This window comes from Tardiphaga sp., assembly GCF_041424195.1.
In the GTDB taxonomy this organism is placed as follows: Bacteria; Pseudomonadota; Alphaproteobacteria; order Rhizobiales; family Xanthobacteraceae; genus Tardiphaga.
In genome coordinates, this window is record NZ_JBGMOE010000006.1 from 1 (window position 1) to 22,761 (window position 22,761).

Annotated in this window: 19 protein-coding genes; 10 read left to right on the forward strand and 9 right to left on the reverse strand. The window is 62.4% G+C overall.

The genetic code is table 11. From position 1 onward, the window contains the following. Positions 1-25: 25 nt before the first annotated feature. From ACEK02_RS00970 to ACEK02_RS00990, 5 genes are all read right to left on the reverse strand, one after another. On the reverse strand, positions 26-319 hold the full coding sequence (locus ACEK02_RS00970; protein WP_371419954.1) for a hypothetical protein: 294 nt from the start codon (positions 317-319) through the stop codon (positions 26-28). 11 nt (positions 320-330) lie between these two features. Beyond that, a complete protein-coding gene (locus ACEK02_RS00975) occupies positions 331-972 on the reverse strand; it encodes a hypothetical protein (protein WP_022675521.1) in 642 nt (213 codons plus the stop codon). A gap of 407 nt (positions 973-1,379) precedes the next feature. Further along, positions 1,380-2,318, reverse strand: coding sequence for an ArdC family protein (locus ACEK02_RS00980; RefSeq protein WP_371419955.1), 939 nt, complete (start codon positions 2,316-2,318; stop codon positions 1,380-1,382). 82 nt (positions 2,319-2,400) lie between these two features. After that, positions 2,401-4,479: a ParB/RepB/Spo0J family partition protein gene (locus ACEK02_RS00985; RefSeq protein WP_072384212.1), complete on the reverse strand. Its 2,079-nt coding sequence runs from the start codon at positions 4,477-4,479 to the stop codon at positions 2,401-2,403. A 142-nt stretch (positions 4,480-4,621) separates the two neighbouring features. Then, positions 4,622-8,830, reverse strand: a complete 4,209-nt coding sequence (locus tag ACEK02_RS00990; protein WP_072384210.1) for a strawberry notch-like NTP hydrolase domain-containing protein — start codon at positions 8,828-8,830, stop codon at positions 4,622-4,624. 195 nt (positions 8,831-9,025) lie between these two features. On the opposite strand from ACEK02_RS00990, the gene ACEK02_RS00995 reads away from it, so the two are divergent. From ACEK02_RS00995 to ACEK02_RS01015, 5 genes are all read left to right on the forward strand, one after another. Then, positions 9,026-9,358, forward strand: a complete 333-nt coding sequence (locus ACEK02_RS00995) for a helix-turn-helix domain-containing protein (RefSeq protein WP_371419956.1) — start codon at positions 9,026-9,028, stop codon at positions 9,356-9,358. After that, positions 9,355-10,617, forward strand: a complete 1,263-nt coding sequence (locus ACEK02_RS01000) for a type II toxin-antitoxin system HipA family toxin (protein WP_072384208.1) — start codon at positions 9,355-9,357, stop codon at positions 10,615-10,617. The genes ACEK02_RS00995 and ACEK02_RS01000 overlap by 4 nt, the downstream gene beginning before the upstream one ends. Positions 10,618-10,959: 342 nt before the next feature. After that, positions 10,960-12,114 (forward strand): PepSY domain-containing protein, encoded by a 1,155-nt coding sequence (locus ACEK02_RS01005; RefSeq protein WP_072384207.1) that lies wholly within the window; start codon positions 10,960-10,962, stop codon positions 12,112-12,114. Next, positions 12,111-12,341 carry a hypothetical protein gene (locus tag ACEK02_RS01010; protein WP_292946269.1) on the forward strand — a complete coding sequence of 77 codons (231 nt, stop codon included), beginning with the start codon at positions 12,111-12,113 and terminating at the stop codon, positions 12,339-12,341. Before ACEK02_RS01005 ends, ACEK02_RS01010 begins: the two co-directional genes overlap by 4 nt. A 26-nt stretch (positions 12,342-12,367) precedes the next feature. Continuing rightward, entirely contained in the window at positions 12,368-14,500 is a 2,133-nt protein-coding gene (locus ACEK02_RS01015) for a TonB-dependent siderophore receptor (RefSeq protein WP_143146831.1), read from the forward strand. A 290-nt stretch (positions 14,501-14,790) separates the two neighbouring features. Here the strand turns inward: ACEK02_RS01015 and ACEK02_RS01020 are convergent, their stop codons facing one another. Further along, complete coding sequence (locus ACEK02_RS01020; protein ID WP_072384205.1) at positions 14,791-15,651, reverse strand: toprim domain-containing protein; 861 nt, start codon at positions 15,649-15,651, stop codon at positions 14,791-14,793. A 55-nt stretch (positions 15,652-15,706) separates the two neighbouring features. Beyond that, complete coding sequence (locus tag ACEK02_RS01025; RefSeq protein ID WP_072384204.1) at positions 15,707-15,973, reverse strand: WGR domain-containing protein; 267 nt, start codon at positions 15,971-15,973, stop codon at positions 15,707-15,709. A gap of 573 nt (positions 15,974-16,546) precedes the next feature. Here ACEK02_RS01025 and ACEK02_RS01030 point away from each other — a divergent pair. The 3 genes from ACEK02_RS01030 (at position 16,547) to ACEK02_RS01040 (ending at position 20,140) form a co-directional block, all read left to right on the forward strand. After that, positions 16,547-17,701, forward strand: a complete 1,155-nt coding sequence (locus ACEK02_RS01030; protein ID WP_371419957.1) for a replication initiation protein — start codon at positions 16,547-16,549, stop codon at positions 17,699-17,701. A 244-nt stretch (positions 17,702-17,945) separates the two neighbouring features. Continuing rightward, entirely contained in the window at positions 17,946-19,073 is a 1,128-nt protein-coding gene (locus ACEK02_RS01035; RefSeq protein ID WP_371419958.1) for an AAA family ATPase, read from the forward strand. A 47-nt stretch (positions 19,074-19,120) separates the two neighbouring features. Next, positions 19,121-20,140, forward strand: a complete 1,020-nt coding sequence (locus tag ACEK02_RS01040) for a ParB/RepB/Spo0J family partition protein (RefSeq protein WP_072384201.1) — start codon at positions 19,121-19,123, stop codon at positions 20,138-20,140. Here the strand turns inward: ACEK02_RS01040 and ACEK02_RS01045 are convergent. After that, positions 20,100-20,765, reverse strand: coding sequence for a MarR family transcriptional regulator (locus ACEK02_RS01045; protein ID WP_371419959.1), 666 nt, complete (start codon positions 20,763-20,765; stop codon positions 20,100-20,102). The two genes, ACEK02_RS01040 and ACEK02_RS01045, sit on opposite strands and share 41 nt — an antisense overlap. 50 nt (positions 20,766-20,815) lie before the next feature. Here ACEK02_RS01045 and ACEK02_RS01050 point away from each other — a divergent pair, with 50 nt between their 5' ends. Then, positions 20,816-21,175, forward strand: coding sequence for a hypothetical protein (locus ACEK02_RS01050; RefSeq protein WP_371419960.1), 360 nt, complete (start codon positions 20,816-20,818; stop codon positions 21,173-21,175). A gap of 106 nt (positions 21,176-21,281) precedes the next feature. After that, the gene (locus ACEK02_RS01055; RefSeq protein WP_371419961.1) at positions 21,282-21,563 is read left to right on the forward strand and encodes a WGR domain-containing protein; all 282 of its coding nucleotides are present in this window, start codon (positions 21,282-21,284) and stop codon (positions 21,561-21,563) included. A gap of 37 nt (positions 21,564-21,600) precedes the next feature. On the opposite strand, the gene ACEK02_RS01060 is transcribed toward ACEK02_RS01055, so the two are convergent. Then, positions 21,601-22,266: a hypothetical protein gene (locus ACEK02_RS01060; RefSeq protein WP_371419962.1), complete on the reverse strand. Its 666-nt coding sequence runs from the start codon at positions 22,264-22,266 to the stop codon at positions 21,601-21,603. Positions 22,267-22,761 lie beyond the last annotated feature (495 nt).

The window sequence follows — 22,761 nt, forward strand, 5'->3', positions numbered from 1 at the left end:
ACCTCATCATCACTGATACTCCATTTCAGCGCCGCAACGGCGCACTGTCCTTGTACCCGAAGATCAAGCCATCGGCCGCCTTCGGGTTCCAGCGGACCAGGCAGATAACCGCCGTCACGTAGAGCCTCTCGCGATCTTCACCGTAGCGCTCGACGGCTGCATAGTAGGTGCTGCCGGTGAAAACGCTCTTGAGGACCCGGCACCCCCGGAACGGAGCATCTTCGCAGGCCTCCCGTTCGTAGGTCAGCTGATCGTCGAGATAGGCTTTGGGCGTTTCATGCCCTCCCATCCCTGCGCGGTGCATGTAGAGCCAGCCCATGTGCGTGTCCTTCAGATGAGCCCCGGCTGAGCCGGAGGTGCGATTTGCAGTTCGCGGGCGATCCGCGCTGTGAGTGCCGGAATGTCGGCAAGCGCGGTGATCGGAGCCTTGCGCATGACCGCGCCGGGGGGCTTCCAGAACGGGTTCCGCCAGGCGAGACCCGGTTCGCCGAACCGCTCGGGGCTGATGCGGATGTAGACACCGTCTGCTTCGAGCACATGCTCACCGGCGAGGGCCTCCTGCGAGGTGTAGTAGCTGATGCGGTAGGCGGAATGATCGAGCCCGATCCCGGCTGCGATCTGGCGCAGCGCGCGCGTACCCTCGCGCCGGTAGTGTCGCAGTTCTTCAGGACGATAGTCGATCCCGCGCTTGACCAGCGCAATGATCGCAGGTCGGTGCTTGAGCTCGCCGAGGCGCTCGATGCACTGTGCCCGCAAGATCTGGTCGTCGGCCTCGCAGGTTGTCGGCCTTCCGTCGGCAATGCGCTGAAGGTGGCGAGTGAGGAGCAGAACCGCGGGACAGGTGGCGACCTGCCGGCCTGCGAGGCGCACATCATCGACGGCCTCGTTCAATGCTCGCAGCGCGGTCTCGAACGTCGTCAGCCCATCGGGCTCGAGCGCGCGGCGGTAACGATAATCGATGTCGCAGGACATGCGGCTTCCTTTCCATTGCAAGTGCAATGGCCTCCTCCCCCTCCCCTCAATGCAGACTGCGGTGATGTTTCCCTGAGCTTCTCAGGGACAGTGGCTCATAAATCATCGGCCGCAAGAGCGCCCCGGGAGCGACCTGTTCGAGGATTCTCGCAATCGCCGAGACAGCAACGCCAGCCTCGGTTGTCTGGATAACCAGGGAGCCGCCCTGCCCCGGATCGGACACCAGTGACCAACCGGGTTCTCCTTTGCCGAGGAGGCTCTCCAGGACCGCATGACGGTTCCGCCCGGGGAACAGCACCCCAACATGGTCGCCGAGCGCTGCGCCAATGTCCGCAGAACCTCCGCTCGCAAGGTCGCTGGCATAGCGGCTCAGCTGCGCAAGCCGCACCGCGTCGTCTGCGGTTGGCTCAAGCGTAAGCCGGAACTGGCGCCTCTTCATGGGCTTCCTCCGCAGGTTCACTCTCATAGCCCGAATAGGCTGCAAGCAGGTTGAAAGCCTGATCGGCCTTGGCGGCAGCCGTGATGATCGCGGTCTTGTCGGATTTCAGGATATCGAGCCAATGGGCGATGTAGCTGGCGTGGCTTTCATGGAGGTCTGCGGGGAGGCCCAGCTCATAGCAGATCCGGGCACTGACCTGCTCCGCGACCAGTTCCTCGAAGGCGTAGGCCTTGTCGCCGAACCGCTTGCCGAATGTGCGCGCGAGCCGCGAGGGGTGCCCGCTCCAATGGCCGAGTTCGTGCGCTTTGGTGGCGACATATCCGTCCTCGGTGCGGAAGGCGCCGCGTTCTGGAAGCTGGATATAGTCTCCGCCCGGAGAGAAGAATGCACGGTCACCGCCATGGCGGATATCAGCAGGTATCGGAGCAAAGAAGGCCTGGATGGCCGCTGCCTTCACAGAGGGTTGCGGCGGTGCTTCGGGGACCGGACTGGGATAGAAATGCGGCGGCAGGCCTTCGATCTGCGAGGCATTGAAAACGCTGTAGGATCGCATGAACCGGATGGTTTTCGACGTCTCCTCGCCAGTCGCCTGATCTACGTCGGTCTTGCTCGTGCTGTTGAAATAGATGCTCGGCTCGGCCGTCTCACCCTTGCGCACTTGCCCGCCCAGTTCCTGAGCCTGACGAAAGGTCATCCAGTAGCGCGAGGCGTAGCCGAAGCAGTCGGCGACAGCCCAGAGATAGAGGCGATTGATCCCGGTGTAGGGCAGTCCGCCCGCACGCAAGGGCGCGCCCCCTGCCCCGGTCTTTTTCCAGGGCCGCCGCCAGGGCAGTGTGCCGGCCTCGATCCGTGCAATGATGAGATTGGTGATTTCCTGCGCGACATCGCGCTTGGGTCCGCGGCGCATCGGCATTTCCCTTCTTGGAAGAAAAAGGCCCGGTCACTCGAGTGAGCGACCGGGCCAGGACATCAGGAGGAGGGTGAGGCGTTCAGGCAGCCACTGCCGAGTCTGTGGCGGCGCCTTCGGGTTCCTCTTCGGCATCCGACAGTGCGTCCACCCCGTCGATCGCGTCGATGTCGGCCGTGCCGTCTTCGGAGGCATCAGGATCAGCGCTTTGTGCGCCCTCCGGCATGGCCGCACTGAACTTCATGGCCTCGGGCAGCCAGGCAAGGGCGGCTTCCTTGACCTCCTGCTCGATGATCGCCTTACCGGCGAAGATCGTCTCGCACGTCTTGGCGAGGTCCGCCTTCTTGGACGCCGCATAGCGCGCAGCGAGGTCACTTCCGCCAACCTCGGTCAGCGCGGCGAGGCAGGAAGTCTTGCTCACCCGGTCGAAGAAATTCTCGGCAGTCGGCCGCCACAGAGCCGCAACGTCGACATCGAGCATCGACCCAAGCACGGCATGAACCGGATGATACTCGGATCCATAGCCCTTCTTGGCCTCGAGCGAGAGCGCCACCGCATAGGCAAGCCAGGCCGCCTTAGCGTCATCTTCGAGGTCGCGGAAGGCGATGAAACGGGCCGCAACACTGCCCTGCTCCTGCCACGCCTTGTCGAGACCATCCTCGGCCTCGGCGAGAATGCCCTCGGCCGCTGATTGCGGAACCTCGCCGGTCGCAGGATCGCTCGGCCGTCCCGCCTTGATCGAGGTGCCCTTCCCCTCATAGCTGCGATTGTCCGCGAGCGCGAAGATGGCGAAATCGAGGGCAAGCCCCGGATCGCCAAGCAGGCAGGCCGACAGGATATTGCGGCGCTGAACGGCGAGCTCGTCGAACAGCCTCGCGCTGATCGGCTTCTCGCTTCCGGGTGCGATCGCCTCAGGCCGTGCGGGAGCACCACTTGCGCGGCTCCCTGAGGTCGGCGCTGGCTCTTCTGCCGTTGCGGTGACATTGCCTTGGTCATCAGTCTCGAACGACAGCCGCTTCTCGCTGTAGTAATCGGCCTCGAGAACCATCTCGCCGCGGGTGGTGAGCACGAGGAAGCGGCCGACTTCACCGCGCCATTCTTCAGGCAGCTCGCGAACCGGATTGTTGAGGTCGCTGCGTTCGGCATCGAGAGCCTCGTATTCGGCCTCGAGCTTTCCGAAATCGACGTCCTCTTGCTCTTCACCTTCATCGAAGATCGCGTTGATCTCATCGATCCGGGCATCGATCTCGTCGATGCGGGCGCGCGCCGTTTCCGAGAGGGGCACGGGCGGGAGCCGGACAGCGGAGACGCCCATCTCGCTGCGCGCCTGCCAGGAATTGCTTGCGGCCACCGGGCTGATCCAGGCGAGACCGGTCTCCGAGGTCAGGCGTTCGGCTTCCGCTTCCATCTTTTCGGAAGCGAGCCGGTGCGCGATCTCGATATCGATCCAGCGATCCTCGCCCGCATCGCTGAACAGGTCGCGCTCGACCTTGCCGCCGGCAGCCACATAGGCATCTTCGCCGATCAGAAGCGCGATAGGGTCATTGCCGCGCATCGAACCGGTGGCGACCATGCGGCGAATGGCGTCGGCGCTGGGGTTGTAGGCATGGCGCATCTGCTCGAAGACGCGCATCTGCACTTCGTGCTGGTCGGTCGCAGCATAGGCCTTGGCGATTTCGAGGGTGATGTCGCCGGCGGCGAGTGCCTCGAAGATCGGCACTGCCAGATTGGCAAGGCGCAGCCGGCCTTCGACGAACCGCTGGGTGAGTCCGAAACGCTTGGCAACGGCCGCGATATCGCTGCCTTCCTTGATGAAGTGCTGGAACGCGCGGCATTCTTCAGCCGGAGACATGCCGACCCGCTGGAAGTTCTCGGCGAGCGAGGCTTCGCCCGCGGTATCTTCACTACCCTCGAGCAGCTTGCATTCGACTTCGGCATCCGCAGCCCAAGCACCGCGATCGATGATCATGCCAATGGCGCGCAAGCGGCGGCCACCGGCGATCACCGCATACTGGCCGCGCTTCTTGCTCTTGGTCACCAGCAGGTTCTGCAAGAGCCCGCGGGCCTCGATGTCCGCAGAGAGCTGCGCATCTTCTTGGTCGTTGCGTGTTTTGCGCACGTTCGCATCGCTCAGATAGAGCTTGGAAAAGGGAATCAGCATCTCGGTCACTCCTGATCTGCTCCCGGCCATCACCGGGGCACAGATCCCCTCCCCCTCCCCTTGTTTGCGGGGTTCAAGCATCCAAGATCCTGTGCACTTGTCGCAGTCGCCATGGGTTCAGCGCCTCCGGCGCTGCCTCTCATCACTGAATCAGGAGAGCCGCCAGCACGGCCTCTGCTGCCGTTGTCGGTATGAACACCCGGGTGCGGAACGAAATTATCTCGGTGAAACAGCCGATGCTCTTCAACCAAGGCAGCTGATCGACAGGGGCGCCAACGATCTCGTAGCGCTGCTCGTTGGCGACCCGCGATGACTTTATGATGGCTTCGAACGGTTGCTTGATAGGTATCGTCCGATGCTCGCCGAGTGCCTTGAGGATCGCTTGCTCCGAGAGTTCGACACTCGAGGTAATGTCGAACTTCTGCAAAAGGTTTGCGACGTCGAGCTCGTGAACGATGCGGCCGAGCCAGCTGCGTCCCTCCTCATCGACGATCCGCCGCACCTCCAGATATTCGATCGGAAGGCTCGACCATATCGGTAGAAGCAGTCCTGTGGCGAGGTAGACCTTTTCGGTTGTCAGCTTCTCGGCCAGCTCAGCAACTTCGGCACACCAGAGTTGCTCGAAGGTCTCCCGAGGACATTCCGCCCACGCAGACTCGGTTAGATCATCAAGGTGATGGTATTCGCGGCGCAGCGGTCGGTGGAGAATGACGCGGCGGATCAGTTCGCCCCGATCGGTCATGAAATGCCGGGACGGCTCAGCCAGCGCCGCCCTGCCGCTCTTGGTATTGTGCATCAGCACGCACCCGTCCGACAGGTCGAGGCGCTGCTTCACCCTTTCCAGCGTGATTGGCCGGGTACGCGTCCTGAGCGCGAGCTGGAGGAGGTGCGAGGTCGCCCCGGTCCGTGCATCCGTTCGCAGCACAATATCTTCGATGACCTCGGCACTTTCGACCTGGATCGTTTCGACGCCTACATCGAGAGAACCGGCCTCACGCGCTGCGGAAACCCGGGCTTCAACGAGCCCGAGAAATTCATCGAAGATTGCGTTCTGCATGCCGATCGGCAGGGCAAGAATCCGATTGAGCCACCGCTGGATAGGGGGAAGGTCTTCTTCGAGCACCCCATCCTGGGAGACGATCGTCAATCCACTGCGGCGCTCGAAGTCGGACAAGGTCACGCTCTTGAGCTTCCCGTCTGCCAGAAGGGCGAACCAGCTGGTGAGCGCGGCCTTGGCATAAGGGCTTTCGAGATTGTCCGCTGGATCGAACAGATTCTGACCACCGGTCTGGCGCTGGCCGCGCGTCAATGCCCCAAGGCTGTCTAGGCGCCGCGCGATCGTGCTGGTAAAACGCAGCTCACCTTTGCAGTTGGTCGTGACCGGCCTGAATAGGGGGGTGTTCGCCTGATGGGTGCGATGGGTGCGGCCGAGGCCCTGGATGGCCCGGTCAGCGCGCCAGCCCGGCTCTAGAAGGAAATGCACCCGGCGCTTCTGGCAGGCTGCGTCGAGGCTGGCATGGTAGGAACGCCCCGTTCCGCCTGCATCGCTGAAGACGAGAATGGGTTTGCGGCCATCCATGAACTGGTCGGTCTCCGACTGGTTCGTTCGGGGGGAACGGGTCTCGAGGCGCTGGCTACCATCGGCCTGAGAAATGAGGCGCTTTGTGCGCCCGGTGACTTCTGCGACCTTATCCGTCCCGTAGTGTTCGATGATCCCGTCGAGGGCTGGCTTGATTGGCGGCATCGCGCAAAGATGCTCGATCAGCTCGGCGCGCCGGGCGATCGCAGCCTGGTTGTGCACGGGGCGGCCGTCCTCGTCGAACATCGGCGTCGAACGGGTAGCACCGGTGTCGTCGGTGTAGAACGTCATCTGCTGGGTGGGAAAAGCGCGCTCGAGGTATTCGATGACCGCATCAAGCGGGCTGAGATCAAGGTCGAGTTCGGCCCGCTCTTCGGGTGAAAGGCTGTCGAGCCTTCGGTCGAGGATGCTTTCGGCGGTCGAGACCAGCTGAACCACGACCACGTCATCCTGGTCCAGGTGCTTATTGATGGCGCTGATCAGAGTCGGGAGCTTCATCGAAAGCAGCAGCTGGTTGAAGAAGCGCTGCTTGGTGCTTTCGAAGCGGCTGCGGGCTGCGGCCTTCGCGCCGCCGTTCAGCGTGCTGCCGTCGATCTCGTCGACCACACCGGTCAGCGCGAGCGCCTCCTCCATGTTCTGGTGAATAATCGCCCAAGCATCCGCATAGGTGTCGTAGACAGCGATCTGCTGGGCCGTCAGGTCGTGCTTGAGGATTTCGTACTCGACCCCGGCAAAGCTCAGCGCCCGTGCCTGGTAAAGCCCAAGGGCCTTAAGGTCGCGCGACACCAGCTCCATCGCAGCGATGCCACCTGCCCTGATCTGGCTGATGAAATCCTCGCGGTTGGCAAACGCCGTTCCTGGTCCCCAAAGGCCGAGCCGAACCGCATAGGCGAGATTGTTGACTTCAGAGGCCCCGGTCGCCGAGGCATAGAGCACGCGGGCCTTGGGCAGATGGTTCTGGAGCATGACGCCGGCGATGCCCTGCTGGGAACCTGATTTGCTCCCGCGGGCGCCCTCGCCTCCTGCCACCCCGCCCATTTCGTGGCTCTCATCAAAGGCGATGACACCTTCGAAATCCGCCCCGGCCCAGTCCAGCAATTGCTTCAGGCGGGTCGCATCCTGCCTCTGACTGCGCAGTGTGGGATAGGTTACGAAGAGGATCCCCTCGCGGAACGGCACTGGCTGATCGATTTTCCAGCTGGAGAGCGGTTGAATGTCGGCAGGCATCCCGCCGATCGCGCTCCAATCCCGGCGCGCATCTTCGAGCAGGCTCTCGTTCTTGGATACCCAGATCGCCTTGCGGCGTCCGGCTAGCCAATTGTCTAGAATGCAGACGGCAATCTGCCGGCCTTTGCCCGCGCCAGTGCCATCACCGAGGAAGTAGCCCTTGCGGTAGCTGTGTCCGTCTTCGGCCAGAGTGAGAGCGACACCTTCGTCGGCCGGGACGAACAGGCCGGGCAGATACTGCTGCCAGGCATTGCCGGCATAGATCACCGTCTCGAGCTGCGCTTCCGAAAGCAGGCTTTCTTTGAGGATGCGGTCCTGCAGGCTGGGGCAATACTCCGGCACCGGCGCCGGTATGGAGCCCATGGCCACACTTTCCACCAGCGGGGTCGGGTGCGCCTTTGCACCATCGATGTCGATCCGGCTCGGGCGGTAAGGCAGATAGACACCGGCCTGCTCGCCCAGAGGGCGCGGTGTTGCCAGGCTGCGAAAAACAAGCGGCGATATCGATGGCGCTTCGATTACGCGCGGCTTAGCCGCAGGCGACTTTGCACTTGTGCGCATCGCCTTGAAAAGCGTGCCGGGCTTGGTCTGCTGCCGTGCGGAAATTGCTGAAGGGTCGCAAGCTGCCCGCTTTACGACTGTGACTGCCTCGGCAATCTCGACGACAGTCGATCGGGCAAGAATGGCAGGACGGATGTTCCCGGGAACCTTGTCGATCACATAGAGGCGAACCGGCACGCTGGTCCCTTGCTTGTGGTAGCATCTGGCAAGGCGGCAAGCTGCATGCACGGTGCAATTCTCGAACGTCTGGTCATAGATCTTCGAAAGCCTGGCACTGGTGGTGAACCAGTCCGGCATGATAGCGACAAGTCTGCCGCCAGGAGCCAATCGACCGAGCGCGGCGCGCAGATGGCGGACAGCAGCGAATTGATCGACGCCCCTTCCCTCCGATCGGGAGAACGGGGGGTTCATGAGAATCAGGCTGGGGCGCAGCGAAGGATCCAGCGCGGAAGCTAGCATCGCACCGTCGATCCCGGTAAGCTTGGCATGTTTGAACAGCAGAGCGAGTTTCTCACGGCGTTTGGGATCAAGCTCATTGAGGTGTAGCTGTCTGACTGTCGTTAGGCTGGCCACGAGCGCACCATGTCCCGCACTCGGCTCCAGCACGATGTCGTCTGGCCGGGGCTGCGCAAGGACAGTCGCGAGTGCCGCAAGATCGGCGGGCGTGGAGAACTGTTGAAACCGGATCTGGTCTTCGCTCCTAACCGTATGGGTTGGCAGTTGCTCAACCAGAAGGCTCAGGGCGGTGATGTCGTCTAGGCGCACCGGACGGGATAAGCCTAGCAGGTGGCGGGTCACCCCTGCTTCGAAGAGGTCATACGCATCGCGCTGTGCCCAGCGGCCCTCAGCCGAGCTTCCTCCATGGAGGCGCTTCATTGCGTCGAAGAGCGTCATCTTCGTAAGCGATCCACAGGCGATCTCGAGCGCGACTTCGTCGATGACCTGATCAAGGCGGGTGTCGAACGGGGTGAAAAGATCGGTCATGCGCTGCTCCTGATGCTGATGCGCACCACAGCCTCCCCCTCCCCTTCCGGTCCGGCAGCGCGAAGCCTGGAATTGCGCTAAGGGCGCAGACCAAGGTTCAGCTTGGAAAAGCGGCCGAGACCTCAGCCTTACGGCAAGAGAGACTCGTAGGCCAAATATGGCCGTTAATTTGACCACAGGAAGCATATAGGCCATATGTGGCCCATGTTTTTGACCCTTCAGGATCAGCTCACGGGCCTCGGCAAACGGATCAAGGCTCGCCGCCTGGCCCTTGACCTCACCCAGCAAGCGGCAGCTGCCAAAGCAGGCGTGGCCCACAGAACATGGCGGCGGATGGAGACCGAAGGCAGGGCGTCCATCGAAGACCTTGTTCGCGCTGCCATTGCACTGCGCTGCGATGAGGGCATTGCCGCGCTGTTTCCGCAAGTTCCGGCGACCAGCATGGATGAACTGCTTGCACAGCAGCGTCAGGCAGCCAAGCGGCAGCGCCAGCGTGCCAGCGGGCGCTCAAGCGGAATTGGGTCATGAAGCTGGCTCCGGGAACGCCTTTGGCGGTTGGACTGCTGACCAACGAGACTGCAGCGCCGCGTTCGGTCGGCAGGCTGGCGATGGCCAGCGGATTGGCTCAGCTCGAATGGTCGGCAGAGATCATCGCTGCGCGCCTTCCGATATCTCCGCTTCACTATCCGGCTGAGCCCGGCCTGCACCCTGCCCGCAGCCGAATGTTCGAAGGCCTTCACGGTTTCCTTTCAGACTGCCTGCCCGACGCCTGGGGCATGCTGCTTTTGAAACGGCGGCTTCAAAGGATGGGTCACCCGTTCGAAGACCTTAATGCGGTCGACCGGCTCGCCCTTGTGGGCACGAATGGTCGGGGAGCCCTCGTCTTCCAGCCCGAGACGCTTGGGTTCGAGGCTTCAGGCACCATCGACCTGGATGCTCTGGCCGATGAATCGCGCCAGGTTCTGCTCGGCGAGGAAACAGAGCTCGAAGCGCTGCTGGCACGCCTGGGCGGCGGCTCGGGCGGAGCGCGGCCGAAAGTTCACGTGGCGATCGACGCGGACGGCAAGCTGTCCGCCGGAGACGAGCTCGCTGCCGCGGGAACTAAGAACGCGGGTGCGGAATGGATCGTCAAGTTTGCAGCGACCAATGACCCTGCCGATATCGGGCCATTGGAGGAGGCCTACGCCCGGATGGCACGCGCCGCAGGGATTGTTATGGCAGAGACGCGATTGATCCCGTCGGCGAACGGTCCGGGTCATTTCGCGACAAGGCGCTTCGATCGACCGGCACCGGGCAAGCGGCTACATATGGTCAGCCTCGGCGGAGCGCTTGAAGCGTCGCCGCATATGCCCAGCGTCGACTACGACGGGTTCCTGAAGGCGACCTTGGCCATCACTCACAGCATGGCAGACGTCGAGCAGGCCTTCCGGCGAATGGTCTTCAATGTGCTCGCGCGAAACCGGGATGATCATGTACGCCAGCATGCTTATCTGATGGACGACCAAGGGAACTGGCGGCTTGCACCGGCCTTTGACCTCACCTTCTCGAATGGCCCGGGCGGCGAGCATTACATGGCCGTCTTGGGCGAAGGGCGCACCATCACCCGTGAGCATGTCGAGAAGCTCGCAAAGGTCCATGGGGTTTCGCCGAAGCGTACGGCTTCGATCGTAGACGAAGTTCGTGCAGCGCTTTCCAACTGGGCGTCGTATGCGCGTGACGCGGGGGTAGGGGTCTCTATGGCTCCTGTGTCAGAGGGTTTAGGTTTGGTGGCGCAAGAGTTTGGCTGAGGGTGGCTTGGCTAACCGGAAGCCGACAGTGCCCCGCTGAGGCAGGTTCCGACCAGAGCCGGACGAAACCATTAGCGCCGACTAAGGTCCGGTTCTCGCCATATCCGACACCCAGCGTTCGCCCGATGCGTTATGTCCGATGGGGGTATCTTGGCCAAGAAAGCGCGAGGTTGATCGTTACCCGAGGAGACATCCACGACTTCATAGAGATGTGATGCCTGAACAGCGTTGAACTGCGTAAAGCCGTGGTAGGGCAACCTGCCATCGGCTTTACACAAGTTTGCTAATGCGAATGATTATCATTGACAAGTCATAAGGCTTCCCTCTAGCGCTCGCCCCTATATGCGGACGAGCACAGTCAGAGCCTGGGATTGGGTCCATCGGTGGAGCAGCCTCGTCTGCACGCTGTTCCTGTTCATGCTGTGCATCAGCGGCCTGCCCCTGATCTTCCATGAAGAGATCGATGCGCTGAGCGGCGAGCACGCGCCCGTCGGAGCAGCTTCGGCCCGGTCCGGCCAGCCTCTCGATCGTATCGTCACTGCGGCAATGGCCGATTATCGGCGCACCGCAGGGCGTTTCGGTGTGCCGCTGTTCATCGGCTTCAGCCAGAAAGACCCGCGCATCACCGTCACGCTCGGCCCCCGGGCCGATGCAAGTGCGGCCGAGATGCGGCTGTTTACGTATGATCGCACCAGCGGCGACCACCTTGGCGAACAGCGGCAGGACGGGATCATGGCGCTGATCCTCAGGTTGCATGTGGACCTGTTTGCCGGCTTGCCTGGGATGCTGCTGCTCGGTGTAATGGGCCTGCTTTTCGTGCTCGCGATCGTATCGGGCCTCGTGCTCTACGCGCCGTTCATGCGCCTCCTCCCGTTCGGTACCTTGCGGCGCGGGCGTAACCGCCGGGTCGGCCTGCTCGACGAACACAATCTGCTGGGCGCCGTGACGATGGGATGGGCGCTGGTTATCGGACTCACCGGTGCGATCAATGCCTTTGCCGATCCGCTTATCGCGATGTGGCGGCAGGGCGAGCTTGCCGCGATGGTCGCCGCCTCGGGCCATGCGCCAGCAACAGATGCCGCGCACCGCGCCTCGCTCGATCAGGCCATGGCCGCCGCACAGGCTGCGCAGGCGGGCCTGTCGCCCCAATTCATCGGTTTTCCGGGCGGGGCGTGGAGCAGCAACCACCACTATGCCGTTTTCTTCCAAGGCGACACACCGCTGACCAGCCACCTCCTGACTCCGGCACTGGTCGACGTCGCAACGGGTAAGGTGGACGCGATCCGGCCGATGCCGGTTTCAATGCAGGCGCTGATGCTCTCGCGTCCGCTCCATTTCGGCGACTATGCCGGGCTTTCGCTCAAGATCGTGTGGGCTTTGCTCGATCTGGCGACGATCCGCGTGCTGTGGTCGGGGCTTGTCCTGTGGTGGGGCAAGCGCCGCCGCCCTGCTGCGCGGGGCGCTGCGGCTCTGCTCTCACAGAGCGCCCGCGCATGAGCCGGCTGCCTGCCCGCCGCCCCATGGCCATCCTCGCCGCGCCGCTCGGAATCGCATCGCTGGTCGTTGCCGGCCTGATCGCCGGCCTCACCGGTTCGGGCTGGCGTGATGCCTTTTGCACCGGTGCGCTCGCCGTGCCGCTCTTCGTCTTCCTGTTTCACTTCCTGCGGCGGTCCCGGCCCAGTGCCGGATCCGATTGCCGCCCCAACCAGAAAGCCAGACCGTGAAGCCTTCCTTCCTGCTCGCCACGAGCATGTTCGCCCTGCCGCTGGCCGCGCTGCCGACCGCCGCCAATGCCGATGCCGCGCCCGACACTCCGGCACAGGGCGAGATCGTGGTCACGGCTCAGCGCACCAATGCGACTGCCGTCAGCGGCGAGGGCGATCTGGGCGCACTCGGCAACAAGCGGGCAGAGGACGTGCCGTTCACGGTACGCAGCTACAACGAGGCGCTGATCCTCAACCAGCAGCCGCAGACGCTGGGGCAGGTGCTCGAAAACGATCCGACCGTGCGCACGAGCTACGGCTTCGGCAATGCCTCTGAGCAGTTCGTCATCCGCGGCTTTGCTCTCTACGGTGACGATGTCGGGCTGAACGGCCTTTACGGCATTGCGCCGCGCCAGCTGATCGCGCCCGAACTTTTCGAAAGCGTGCAAGTGCTGAACGGAGCCTCGGCCTTTCTCAACGGCGCAGCGCCAGGCGGATCGTCGGTGGGCGGCAGTGTCAATCTGCAGCTGAAGCGGGCCAGGAACACCCCGCTCAACCGCGTCACCCTCGGATATACCTCGGGCAGCCATTTCGGCGGTAGCGCGGACGTCTCGCGCCGCTTCGGCAAGGGCGGCGCGTTCGGCCTGCGGGTCAACGGGGCCTTCCGCAGCGGCGACGTGGCGATTGACGGCGAGTTCCGCCGCACCGCGACCCTCGGCGCGGCGTTCGATTGGCGCGATGACAACACCCGGCTTTTCGTCGATCTCGGGTACCAGCGGGTCGAAGTGAAGGGCCTGCGCCCCAAGGTCACCATCGGCACGCCGACAATCCCGGCGGTGCCTGGGGCCAGCGCCAACTATGCCCAGCCCTGGACCTACACCACCTTGCGCGATCTGTTCGGCGCGATCCGTCTGGAGCAGGATCTGGGCACCAATGCCCAGCTCTATGTAACCGCCGGCGCGCGCGATGGCAGCGAGCAGGGCATCTACGGCGGGATCACCGTGCTCAACGCAGCCACAGGCGCTGCAAACGGCAACGCGCTCTATGTGCCGCGCACCGACAACAACGAAGCGCTGGAGGCCGGCCTGCGCGTTAAGTTGGGTAAGGCCGTCACGCAGGAGTTCAATATCGGCGGCAGCGCGGTGTGGCAGGTCAATCGCAACGCCTTCGATTTCCTTTATGGCCCGGGCTTTGCCGGGTTCGCGACGAACATCTACGACACGCCTGTCGCCGCTATTCCGGCTTCGGCCTTCGTCGGCGGGAACCTCAAGAACCCGTTCCCGATCAGCCGCACCCGGCTGCTCTCGACGTTTGCTTCGGACACGCTCGGCCTGTGGGGAGACCGGGTGCTGATCACCGGTGGCGTCCGCCTGCAGGAGATCCGTGTCAAAAGCTACAACTACTACAACGGCGGCCGGCTTGATGGCACCTACGGCAAGTCCGCACTCACCCCCATCGTCGGCCTTGTTGTGAAACCTGTGTCTGGCCTGTCGCTGTTCGCCAACCGGATCGAGGCGCTGCAGCAAGGGCCGACCGCGCCGATCGACGCCACCGTGATCAACTCGGGCGCCGTGTTCGGCCCGATCAAGTCCACGCAGTACGAAGTTGGCGGCAAGCTCAGCGCGGGCGGCTTCAACATCGGCCTCTCGCTGTTCAGGATCGATTTGCCGGTCGGCTATTCGGTCGACGCCGGCGGCGGAAAGAAGCGCTTCGGCCTGTTCGGCGAGCAGCGCAACGAAGGCATCGAACTGACAGTGAACGCCGAGCCGGTGAAGGGCCTGCGCCTGATCGGCGGCGGATCGGTCGTTGATGCGCGCCTGCGCAAGACAAGCGGCGGCGTGAACCAGGGCAACCGCGCCGTTGGAGTGCCTGAATGGACCGCCAATGCCGGCGCGGAGTGGGACATTGCCACAACCGGCCTCACTCTCACAGGCCGCGTGGTCCACACCGGCAAGCAGGCGGTGAACGTGGCGAACACGCTCGAGATCCCGGAATGGACGCGCTTCGATCTGGGCGCGCGCTATGTGCTGGTGGCCGCTGGCAAGCCGCTCACGCTGCGCTTCGGCGTCGATAACGTGGCCAACAAGCGCTACTGGGCCTCGGCCTTCGATGTCTTTTCGGCGGCGCTGCTGCAGGGCCAACCCCGCACCTTCAAGGCGAGCGCCTCGATCGATTTCTGATGTTGCAACAACAGCGAAATCATTGATCCGGCCTGCCGGTCAGCGAACTTTTGCGGTGCTCATTGGTCCCTTGGAACAAGCTGATGTGTGAGACGCGGCGGCTTAGCCGGTCGCTGGTTTCGGCGTGGGCTCTCACCGGATCAAGCCATCCCGCTCCAGTCTGCCAACTATCCTGCCCGTCAGCGGCATGGTTGGAGTGGATCGGGCCCACCGTCGCCCCATCGGCCGGTCCCGCCGAAAGCCGTCATCGCATTGGATAGCTATGAATGGCAGGAATGTCCCAGCTTTCGTCATTCGCCGATGCTACTGCCCCGACGGTTCATCCGTTCGTTGAAGTCCGCCCAGTCGATGCCCCAGCTTGGAGACCTTCGCAAAATTCGGAGGCCTGGTCTGGCGTAGGTCTTGCTCGCTTGATGCGCAGCATTCTGTCCAGGTGCATCGTTGTCCTCGGCAATGATTAGCGTATGGATCCCCTTCGGAAGATGGAGGAGTGGCAAGCGAGCAGCGCCCATGGCCGCCCAGCAGGTCACGCCGGTCAGACTTGTGAAGGCGGCCGCGTCTTCGAAGCCTTCCGCAATTGCCAACACCCCATCAGACAATGTTGGTTGCCATGCCCCCTGCCCGCAGCTCCCCAGCAAGAACTTGCCGCGATGTCGGCCTGATCTAGGGTCCAGGATGATCCTTTGAACCGCCACAAGCCGGCCTAGGTCACGCACGGCCACAAGCAAGGCTTGATGAAACGCAGTGTCTGGCTTTCGGCCAAGAGGGCACCGCGGATGGAACCGGATGTCGGGAAGGTCCGGGAGCAGACATCTGCCAACGAGATAGCGCTCTCCCAGCGTTCCATGAACGTCGATCGCATCATCCCACAGGCGCTGAGCCTGTCGCCTAGAGTCTGCATTTTGAGCTGGACGGGGTTCGATGCCTTGAACTCTATCTGCACTCCGCAAGGCACGTATGATGTCCCTTGGATTGCAGCCGGCAAAGCAATGCACGAGGACCCCTGATAATCCTTGGCGGATCGATAATGAGGGCGTTTTATCGTCATGGGCAGGGCATCGGCACATGGCGTAGGAGCCGTGCCATGTGCCGCGCAGAGCTGTGACAAGGTTGATCGTGTCTTGAGTTGGTCGGAGTGCTGTTAGGGTCATAAGCTTCACTCGCCACTCCCCCCTTCCCTCCCTTGCAGATGCGCGTGCAAGGCGGTCATTCGACCTCTTGGTAACCTACTCCTATTCGCTTGAGGGCGCTCTTGCGTCTTTCACGGACCTGCCGGGCGATGATTTCGGCTTGTGCACTGTCAGGACAACTCAGGGTTACCCCCTGCCCTTTTGAGCCGATCCTCCCCCAGCGACGTTCAACCGTCGTCCAACCGAACAGATCGGTTTCGATCCAGAGATGGTAGGCACGGGCAACATTGCGTGATGGGTCGATGGCCTGCCAATGCCAAGACTGACTGATGGGTGTTTTCATGGTGGCTTGGTGACAGGGATATCGGCTGTGGGTCCAACCGGAAATTTGAATCACTTCACTCGCTGTGATTCACGGAAGCGATTGGATGGCAGGCGCTAGCCCTTCTCCCTTAGAAACATCATTATAAAAACGCCGCTGCTTGCAGCGGAAGGATTCTTGATTCTAAGGATTCAGATTCAAGGTCAAATTTTGACCTGAATTCAGCACTCTAAGCCGAACTTCCTGACCAGATGGGGGTGTTAGGCTGACCAGATGGGGGCTGAGCCCTGACCGAGCGGGGGCATTCACCTGACCTGCTGGGGCCATCCTGACCGCTTGGGGGACGGGCCTTCAGCACGCTGCTCAGTGGGCTAACTTCGCCCGCAAAAATCAAAATTGCCCACTAATCAGCGCTCTGTCCATAAACTTGCCGACTCGTGGAATCTCCTAGGATTCGGCCTCCTGTTCACAGACCTTCATTCCTGACCTCTTGGGGGCTCCCGAAGAAATCCCATCCTGACCTGACTTGACGACTGAGGTCAGGTCAGGCAGCAATCAGTCCTTCAAAGAATCAAGCTCTGATCGCACTATGGCATGGCAACTGATGATAGCCCAATAGTAGAAGCTTCCGAGGAGAAGCCAGAAGAAGGTTCCCCCGGACGTGCGATGCGCGTTGCCGCTGCATTGAAGGCAAAGGGTGGCGACGAGTTCGCCAAACCGGGCAACATCATTGAAATCAAATTCGTCAAAGGTGAGTCGCTTAGTCTGACGGCATCGCGGTTATTGGCGCTCATGATCCTGACCGCAGGTGGAGATGCATGGGAAGATCGTCCTCATCGCATCCGCAAAGCCGATATCCGCCGAGGCCACAAAGGTAACGAGCGGATCAGCGACATGCTTCAGGAGCTCCATCGCACTCTGTTTGCTGTGGATGATAAATCTTGGCGCGGAAAAAAGGCTACTCTCCTGTTCTCACTGATCTCGCGGTCTAAAGAGGAGACTGACGAGGAAGGTGGTGAGACGGGTTGGATCGAATGGGAGTTCACGCCCGATGCGCGTAAGCTGATCCAGGCTTCTGAGACCTATGCCGTGCTTAACCGGCAAGCGGTCTTGGGTTTCCGCTCGAATTATGCGCTCAAGCTTTACGAGCTTGGAGCCCTTCGCCTCCATCGCCGCCAAGCAACCTGGCGAGGAGATATGCAGGCACTGCGTGCAGCGCTCGGGATCCCGCCTGATGTCTACACGGACTTCGCTCAGCTTCGACGCAAGGTGCTTGAGAAGGCGAAGTCTGAAATTGACCAGCTCGCTCACTTCCGTGTCGAATGGCGTGAGATCCGGCAGGGACGAACGGTCACTGAACTCGAGTTTCGGTTTGAACCCAAAGGTGCGCCCGAGGTTCTCGAAACCGTAGACGAGCTCGACAGGCACTCGGCGGGACGCCAAGCGAGGCGGACAGGTTCGGTCGAAACAGTAACTGCGGGGCAGGGGGCAATAGCAGCACCGCCCAGCGCGGCGCCTGCGATCAAGCAGTCAGAGTCCACCTTCCCGTCGTCTGGCTCGATCCGCTTCGGGCACGCCGATTTGCTTGAAGTCGCCCGAAAGCATGGCGGTGGATGGGATGTTGATCTTATCGCGAGCGGCTTTCGCGAACACATGGGCAATCGGTTGCAGAAGCTTCGTGGCGCCAAGCTCATCGCTGCTTGGAAGGGCTTTTGTGAGGGCTGGGTAAACCGGCGCGGGCGGCCCTGACGCTCAAGAATTGCACGCGTGCAATTCGCCATGCCCCCACCGAGTCAGGATAGCCTGATCGGGCTCTAGAATCGGCGCGACAATGCGGCCCGACTTTCGAAATTTCCGAATTTCTTGACCGAAAAGCGCAAGTGGGTGTAGCACACCTACAATTGCGAAAGGACGGCATGTGTCTAACGGACTTCAGATCGAAGAAGCCGAGCGTTTAGTCTCGGTTGCAACGCTGGCCAGTCGAACATCGTCGGTGCTTGAAAAGCTGCGCGACTCCGCACGAAGCGCTCGGGCAGATGCGCGCCGCGAGCCTACCTTTACGATCGGGAAGGCGGCCGAGCTCGTCGGGCGGACACCGGCAGCTATCCGTGACGCCGAGAAAGATGGAAGGCTGCCCGAGCCGGCGAGGACAGATAGCAATCGACGCGAGAGGTACACTCTTGCCCAGCTTAACGACATGCGCGGCGTGTTCGGCACCAGGCCGTATCGTGCTCCGACCGATCCGTGCTGCGTGGTTGCGGTTCAGAATTTCAAAGGCGGCGTCGGTAAATCGACGCTGTCTGTTCATCTAGCGCAGTATCTCGCGATCAAGGGCTATCGTGTTGCATTGATCGACTGCGACAGCCAGGCCTCTGCGACGACGCTGTTTGGCTATGTGCCAGATCTCGATCTGACAGAGGACGATACGCTCTACCCATTCCTTCGTGAGGGTGAGCGGTCATCGCTCGACTACGCCCTCCGCAAGACCCATTTCGACGGCCTTGAGCTGGTCCCTGCCAATCTTCGCCTGTTCAATTCCGAGTACGAACTGGCCGCCAGAATGGCGCAGGGGAACGGAGCCTTACTCGACCGCCTCAAGGAAGGGATTGAGAGCATCTCGGATCGGTTCGATGTCATCGTCATGGACCCACCGCCCGCCCTCGGAGCTATCTCTTTGTCCGTGTTGCGAGCTGCGAACGCGTTGGTGGTTCCCGTTCCTCCGACCGTGATGGACTTCTCGTCGACCGCGGCATTCCTCTCAATGCTTGATGAGACGATTGAGCAGCTGGCCGACCGGGGTCTTGCCCCAGAACTGACGTTTCTGCGCTTCGTCGCCTCGAAGGTCGATGAGAACAAGTCGATGCAGAAGGAGCTTCTGCAGTTGATGCGGACGCTGTTTGGCCACGCCATGGTTCGAACGCCGCTCAAGGACTCCGCCGAGATCGATAATGCGACGGCGCGGCTGATGACAGTCTATGAGCTTGATGGACCTGCTACGAGTTCGGCTGTGCGCAATCGCTGCCTCAACTATCTTGATGGCGTGAACTCTGAGATCGAAGTCGACATTCGATCGATGTGGCCGAGCCATCAGAAGCGCCTCCGGCAGGAGGCTTTGGTATGAGCCGCTGGGAAATTGCACGCGTGCAATTCTGCTAATGGGAGGCTTGCATGAGTAGGAAGAACAGCGGTTTTGCGGCCGACTTGGCGGCAGGAATTGATTTGACCGAAGAAGCCGCAGCGCCGCGTCGATCGAGCATCGCGTCGAATGTGCTTACGGGGCGCTCAAACCGTCTAGCCGACCTCGCATCGGGCGCGATTGTTTCGCGCACTCATGAGCTCGTTGACCCTGCAAGATGCCGAATGTGGGCTGGCCATAATCGCGACTACGCGCTCCTCAATGAGGAACGCTGCGCAGACTTGATCGAGAGCATCAAGGCCCAAGGGCGGCAAGAGATCCCGGCTATTGTCCGTCGCCTGTCGGGCGAAGATGGCTATGATTTCGAGGTCATCTGCGGGGCGAGGCGGCACTGGTCGGTCAGCTGGCTGCGGACGCACAACTACCCAGACTTTAAGTTCCTCGTCGACGTGCGCGAGATTGGCGATGAGGAGGCTTTCAGGCTCGCAGATCTCGAGAACCGCGCACGGGACGACCTAACCGATTTCGAGCGCGCGAAGGACTATCTCCGGGCATTGTCGGCCTACTACGAGGGTCGTCAGAAGACGATGGCCGAACGGCTCAAAGTGTCCGAAAGCTGGCTCACACGCTATCTCGATCTGGCCCGCCTGCCCGAGGAGTTGACCAGAGCCTTTGCTAGTCCGCAGGAACTCGGAATTCGTAATGCGATCGCACTCAAAGCGCTCTTGAAGCCCGAGGACAGGAGGGAGAGGGCCTTCCAGGAGGCAGCCCGGCTTGCCGCCGAACGGGAGCGGACCAACCAGTCGCTCTCGGTGCTGGAGGTAATCAAGGCGCTTTCCCTTGCGGTCGATCCCCCCAAGAAGTCAGGATCCCCCAAGAAGTCAGGAAAGGTCGAGACTGTCGCCAATGCTGTCGGCCAGCCTGTGCTTCGGATTGAGGGAGCTGATCGCAAGGGGGTTCGGATCACCTTGTTGAACAAGGGTGGTGCAACGCGGCAGGAAGCCGAAGAGGCTATTCGCGCGGTACTAGATCAGCATTGGCCGGTATCATAGCACTATCGGTCTCGCGCAAGCGCACCATGCCTGCCTCCTGCAACGAGGACACCGATTGCGAAGCGGTTCGCTTTGTCACGCCTAGGGCTCTGGCAAGCTCCGCTCTGGTAAGGGGGCCAAGGCTGACGATCATGCGCCAGGCCTGCGGAGCGGTTGAGGAGGCATACAGCCGACCGGCCAGCTGCTTGTCGGCCAAAGCAACAGCCTCTCGCATCACCCGCAAATCGGTCGCGGCTTTGTCAGTGGCCGTCTGAAGCGCTGAACGGAGAAGGGCGGGCAGGGGTTCTTCGTGGAATTCGCGGAACAGGGCCCGCGGCATGATGCCTGCAAGCGCCAGCGGGGCCGAGCCCAATCCAAAAAGGTGGGGCCTGATGGCCGCAGCCAATGAGGCAGCCCAGGCCGCGCCACGCGGCGCCGAACGAGTGATTGCGAACCCGCCGACCTGGACCATTTCGCTGCCGCCTTCGAAGAAGTCGAATTCCTCGGTTCGCAGTTCCTCAAGCCACTCGAGCAGGGTGCCCTGAGGATCCCTGCTAGGGAGTAGGGCGTCGAGGCGCGCGAGCGCATTGTCTGCGGGGCTGTAGGCCTCGGTGAAGCCTTCGGCTTGGCTCTTGGCTGCCAGCACTAGCTTCGCGGCGTTGGCGAGGGCAGGGGGCGCACGTGCCGGCGGACATAGTGAACGCCTTTCCAGACACCCACGGCATCACGGTCCGTATTGCTAGGGACATCAAGCCTCTCACATCGGAGAAGCGCACGCTGGATCTGATGATAGCGGAAAGCCGCGCCATTATCGCAGAGCGCAGCGATCTGGGAGCGGTGTTGCCTGCTCCTGAAGTAGCGAAGCGACTTATTCGTGCGACGGTCGCACCTACGAAGCCCACGGGAGGCGAAACGGAGGTCAAAAGTACGGCGGGCAAAGTGATTTTGCGCTATGCCCATTCAACGAGGGGGGGATACACGTTCAAAGTGCCCGCCCGCAGCGGTGCGTCGGCCGCTGAAGTCTTGAAGGCCATCGAGAACATCCTGACATCCTGACCGCCTGGGGGTTCCACTCCACAAATCGCCTCCGTGAATCACAGACGCCCGATTGATTCACAATTCCCGTTGGACGGGTATGGTGCGCCTGACTCATGCAGGCGCCATGAGCGCGCGGGCACAGGATCGGTTCATCTGGCTGGAGGCGGTCGACCGGCCGCGCAACGTGGCGCGGCGTTACGCCATCGCTACCAGTGCAGACCTGTTCGGCGCGACTATCGTCCAGTTTGCCTGGGGGCGGATCGGCGCCCGCGGGCAGAGCCGCACGGTCTCGTTTGTCGACCAGGCTGAGGCCGACCGCTTCGTGCGCCAGCTGCTGCGCCGCAGGGCAGGGGCCAAGGCCCGGATCGGGGTAGCCTACCGCGAAGTGGCAATGCCCGCCTCCTGACGCTCTCCCACCGCCGCTGGAGGGGCCTGTTGGACAATCAGGTGGCCTGGCCGGTGTCCTGCCGTGCCAGCAGCCTGTCGATGTCAGCCATCGCCGCGTCGAACTCGGCAAGCAGCGGGGAGGGAATGGGGCTTAGCGGCGCGTCAACCACCTCAGTCGCATGCCCAGGGGCCAGGGCGGACAAGGTGACCCGGCCAAGCGTGGTGGTGCGGGCAGCCAGTCCCGCGCCGACCAGTGCCTCGGCCACGGCGTAAGTGCCGCGCCGGCTGATCCCAAACCCGCTGGTGAGTTGCTCGATGCCCAGTGGCGCAAACCCGCGCAGCGCCAGCCACACTTGCGGCGCGCGGGCCGAGGCCCGCAGATGGCGCAGACGCCGCTCGAGCGCCTGACAATCCGCACGCGCCTGCTGGATCGCGGCGATATGCCGCTCGGCACTGCGCCGCAGTCCCTCGGCGAGCACCAGCGCGCGTTCGCCGGGCCACAGCTGGGGGGCGAGCGCTTCGGCGCTCATTGCACCGGGGCAGGGCAGGGCAGGGGTCAACTGGATCTGGGTTGCGAGCAGGTGTCCCAATTGGCAATCGGCCGCCCACAGCGGGGTGCGCATGGCTGCCCGGGTGATCGGCGCGCCCTTGCCGAACAGCGGCAGGGCCACCGCGCGCTCGATCGGCGCAAATGTCCGGCTGCGGCGCAGCTGGTCAGCCATTCGCGCGAGCGCGGGGAAGGGGAGGGACTGGCCTGCTGTCGGCTGCCAAAGTTTCTGGCAACCGAATTTATGCACTCAATATCAATGCATTAGTGCGACTCCGGGAGCATTAATTCTGGCAGGCCGGAAAACCATGTCGGGCGCTCTGCCAGAATTGATGTCATCGAACGGGTCGATTTCCGGCCAGGGGAGGGCGGGTGATCGAGCGGAAGCCGCAGCCGGCGAAGGCCATCTCAACCGAGGCGCTGGCGACCGGTGCCGAGCTATATCCGATCTTCAGGCACCATGTTCCACTTGATGGATCGATATCCGCACGGGTCATAGCCGAAGTTTCAGCTGCGACAGGCCTCAGCGCGCGCCAGGTACGCCGGTTGGCGGCAAGATTCCGCGCAAACCCGGTGGCCGCTAGCCTCGCTCCGACACCGCGCGGCCCCCAGATTGGCATGTCAACACCGGGATAAAAACGGGCCAGGCACCGGTTTAAAAAGGGGCCAG

What these genes read in the sequence shown, in the direction of transcription:
- ACEK02_RS00970 (WP_371419954.1), bottom strand. Translation starts at nt 319, where the DNA reads ATGGGCTGGCTCTACATGCACCGCGCAGGGATGGGAGGGCATGAAACG.
- ACEK02_RS00975 (WP_022675521.1), bottom strand. Translation starts at nt 972, where the DNA reads ATGTCCTGCGACATCGATTATCGTTACCGCCGCGCGCTCGAGCCCGAT.
- ACEK02_RS00980 (WP_371419955.1), bottom strand. Translation starts at nt 2,318, where the DNA reads ATGCGCCGCGGACCCAAGCGCGATGTCGCGCAGGAAATCACCAATCTC.
- ACEK02_RS00985 (WP_072384212.1), bottom strand. Translation starts at nt 4,479, where the DNA reads ATGCTGATTCCCTTTTCCAAGCTCTATCTGAGCGATGCGAACGTGCGC.
- ACEK02_RS00990 (WP_072384210.1), bottom strand. Translation starts at nt 8,830, where the DNA reads ATGACCGATCTTTTCACCCCGTTCGACACCCGCCTTGATCAGGTCATC.
- ACEK02_RS00995 (WP_371419956.1), top strand. Translation starts at nt 9,026, where the DNA reads ATGTGGCCCATGTTTTTGACCCTTCAGGATCAGCTCACGGGCCTCGGC.
- ACEK02_RS01000 (WP_072384208.1), top strand. Translation starts at nt 9,355, where the DNA reads ATGAAGCTGGCTCCGGGAACGCCTTTGGCGGTTGGACTGCTGACCAAC.
- ACEK02_RS01005 (WP_072384207.1), top strand. Translation starts at nt 10,960, where the DNA reads ATGCGGACGAGCACAGTCAGAGCCTGGGATTGGGTCCATCGGTGGAGC.
- ACEK02_RS01010 (WP_292946269.1), top strand. Translation starts at nt 12,111, where the DNA reads ATGAGCCGGCTGCCTGCCCGCCGCCCCATGGCCATCCTCGCCGCGCCG.
- ACEK02_RS01015 (WP_143146831.1), top strand. Translation starts at nt 12,368, where the DNA reads ATGTTCGCCCTGCCGCTGGCCGCGCTGCCGACCGCCGCCAATGCCGAT.
- ACEK02_RS01020 (WP_072384205.1), bottom strand. Translation starts at nt 15,651, where the DNA reads ATGACCCTAACAGCACTCCGACCAACTCAAGACACGATCAACCTTGTC.
- ACEK02_RS01025 (WP_072384204.1), bottom strand. Translation starts at nt 15,973, where the DNA reads ATGAAAACACCCATCAGTCAGTCTTGGCATTGGCAGGCCATCGACCCA.
- ACEK02_RS01030 (WP_371419957.1), top strand. Translation starts at nt 16,547, where the DNA reads ATGGCAACTGATGATAGCCCAATAGTAGAAGCTTCCGAGGAGAAGCCA.
- ACEK02_RS01040 (WP_072384201.1), top strand. Translation starts at nt 19,121, where the DNA reads ATGAGTAGGAAGAACAGCGGTTTTGCGGCCGACTTGGCGGCAGGAATT.
- ACEK02_RS01055 (WP_371419961.1), top strand. Translation starts at nt 21,282, where the DNA reads ATGAGCGCGCGGGCACAGGATCGGTTCATCTGGCTGGAGGCGGTCGAC.
- ACEK02_RS01060 (WP_371419962.1), bottom strand. Translation starts at nt 22,266, where the DNA reads ATGGCTGACCAGCTGCGCCGCAGCCGGACATTTGCGCCGATCGAGCGC.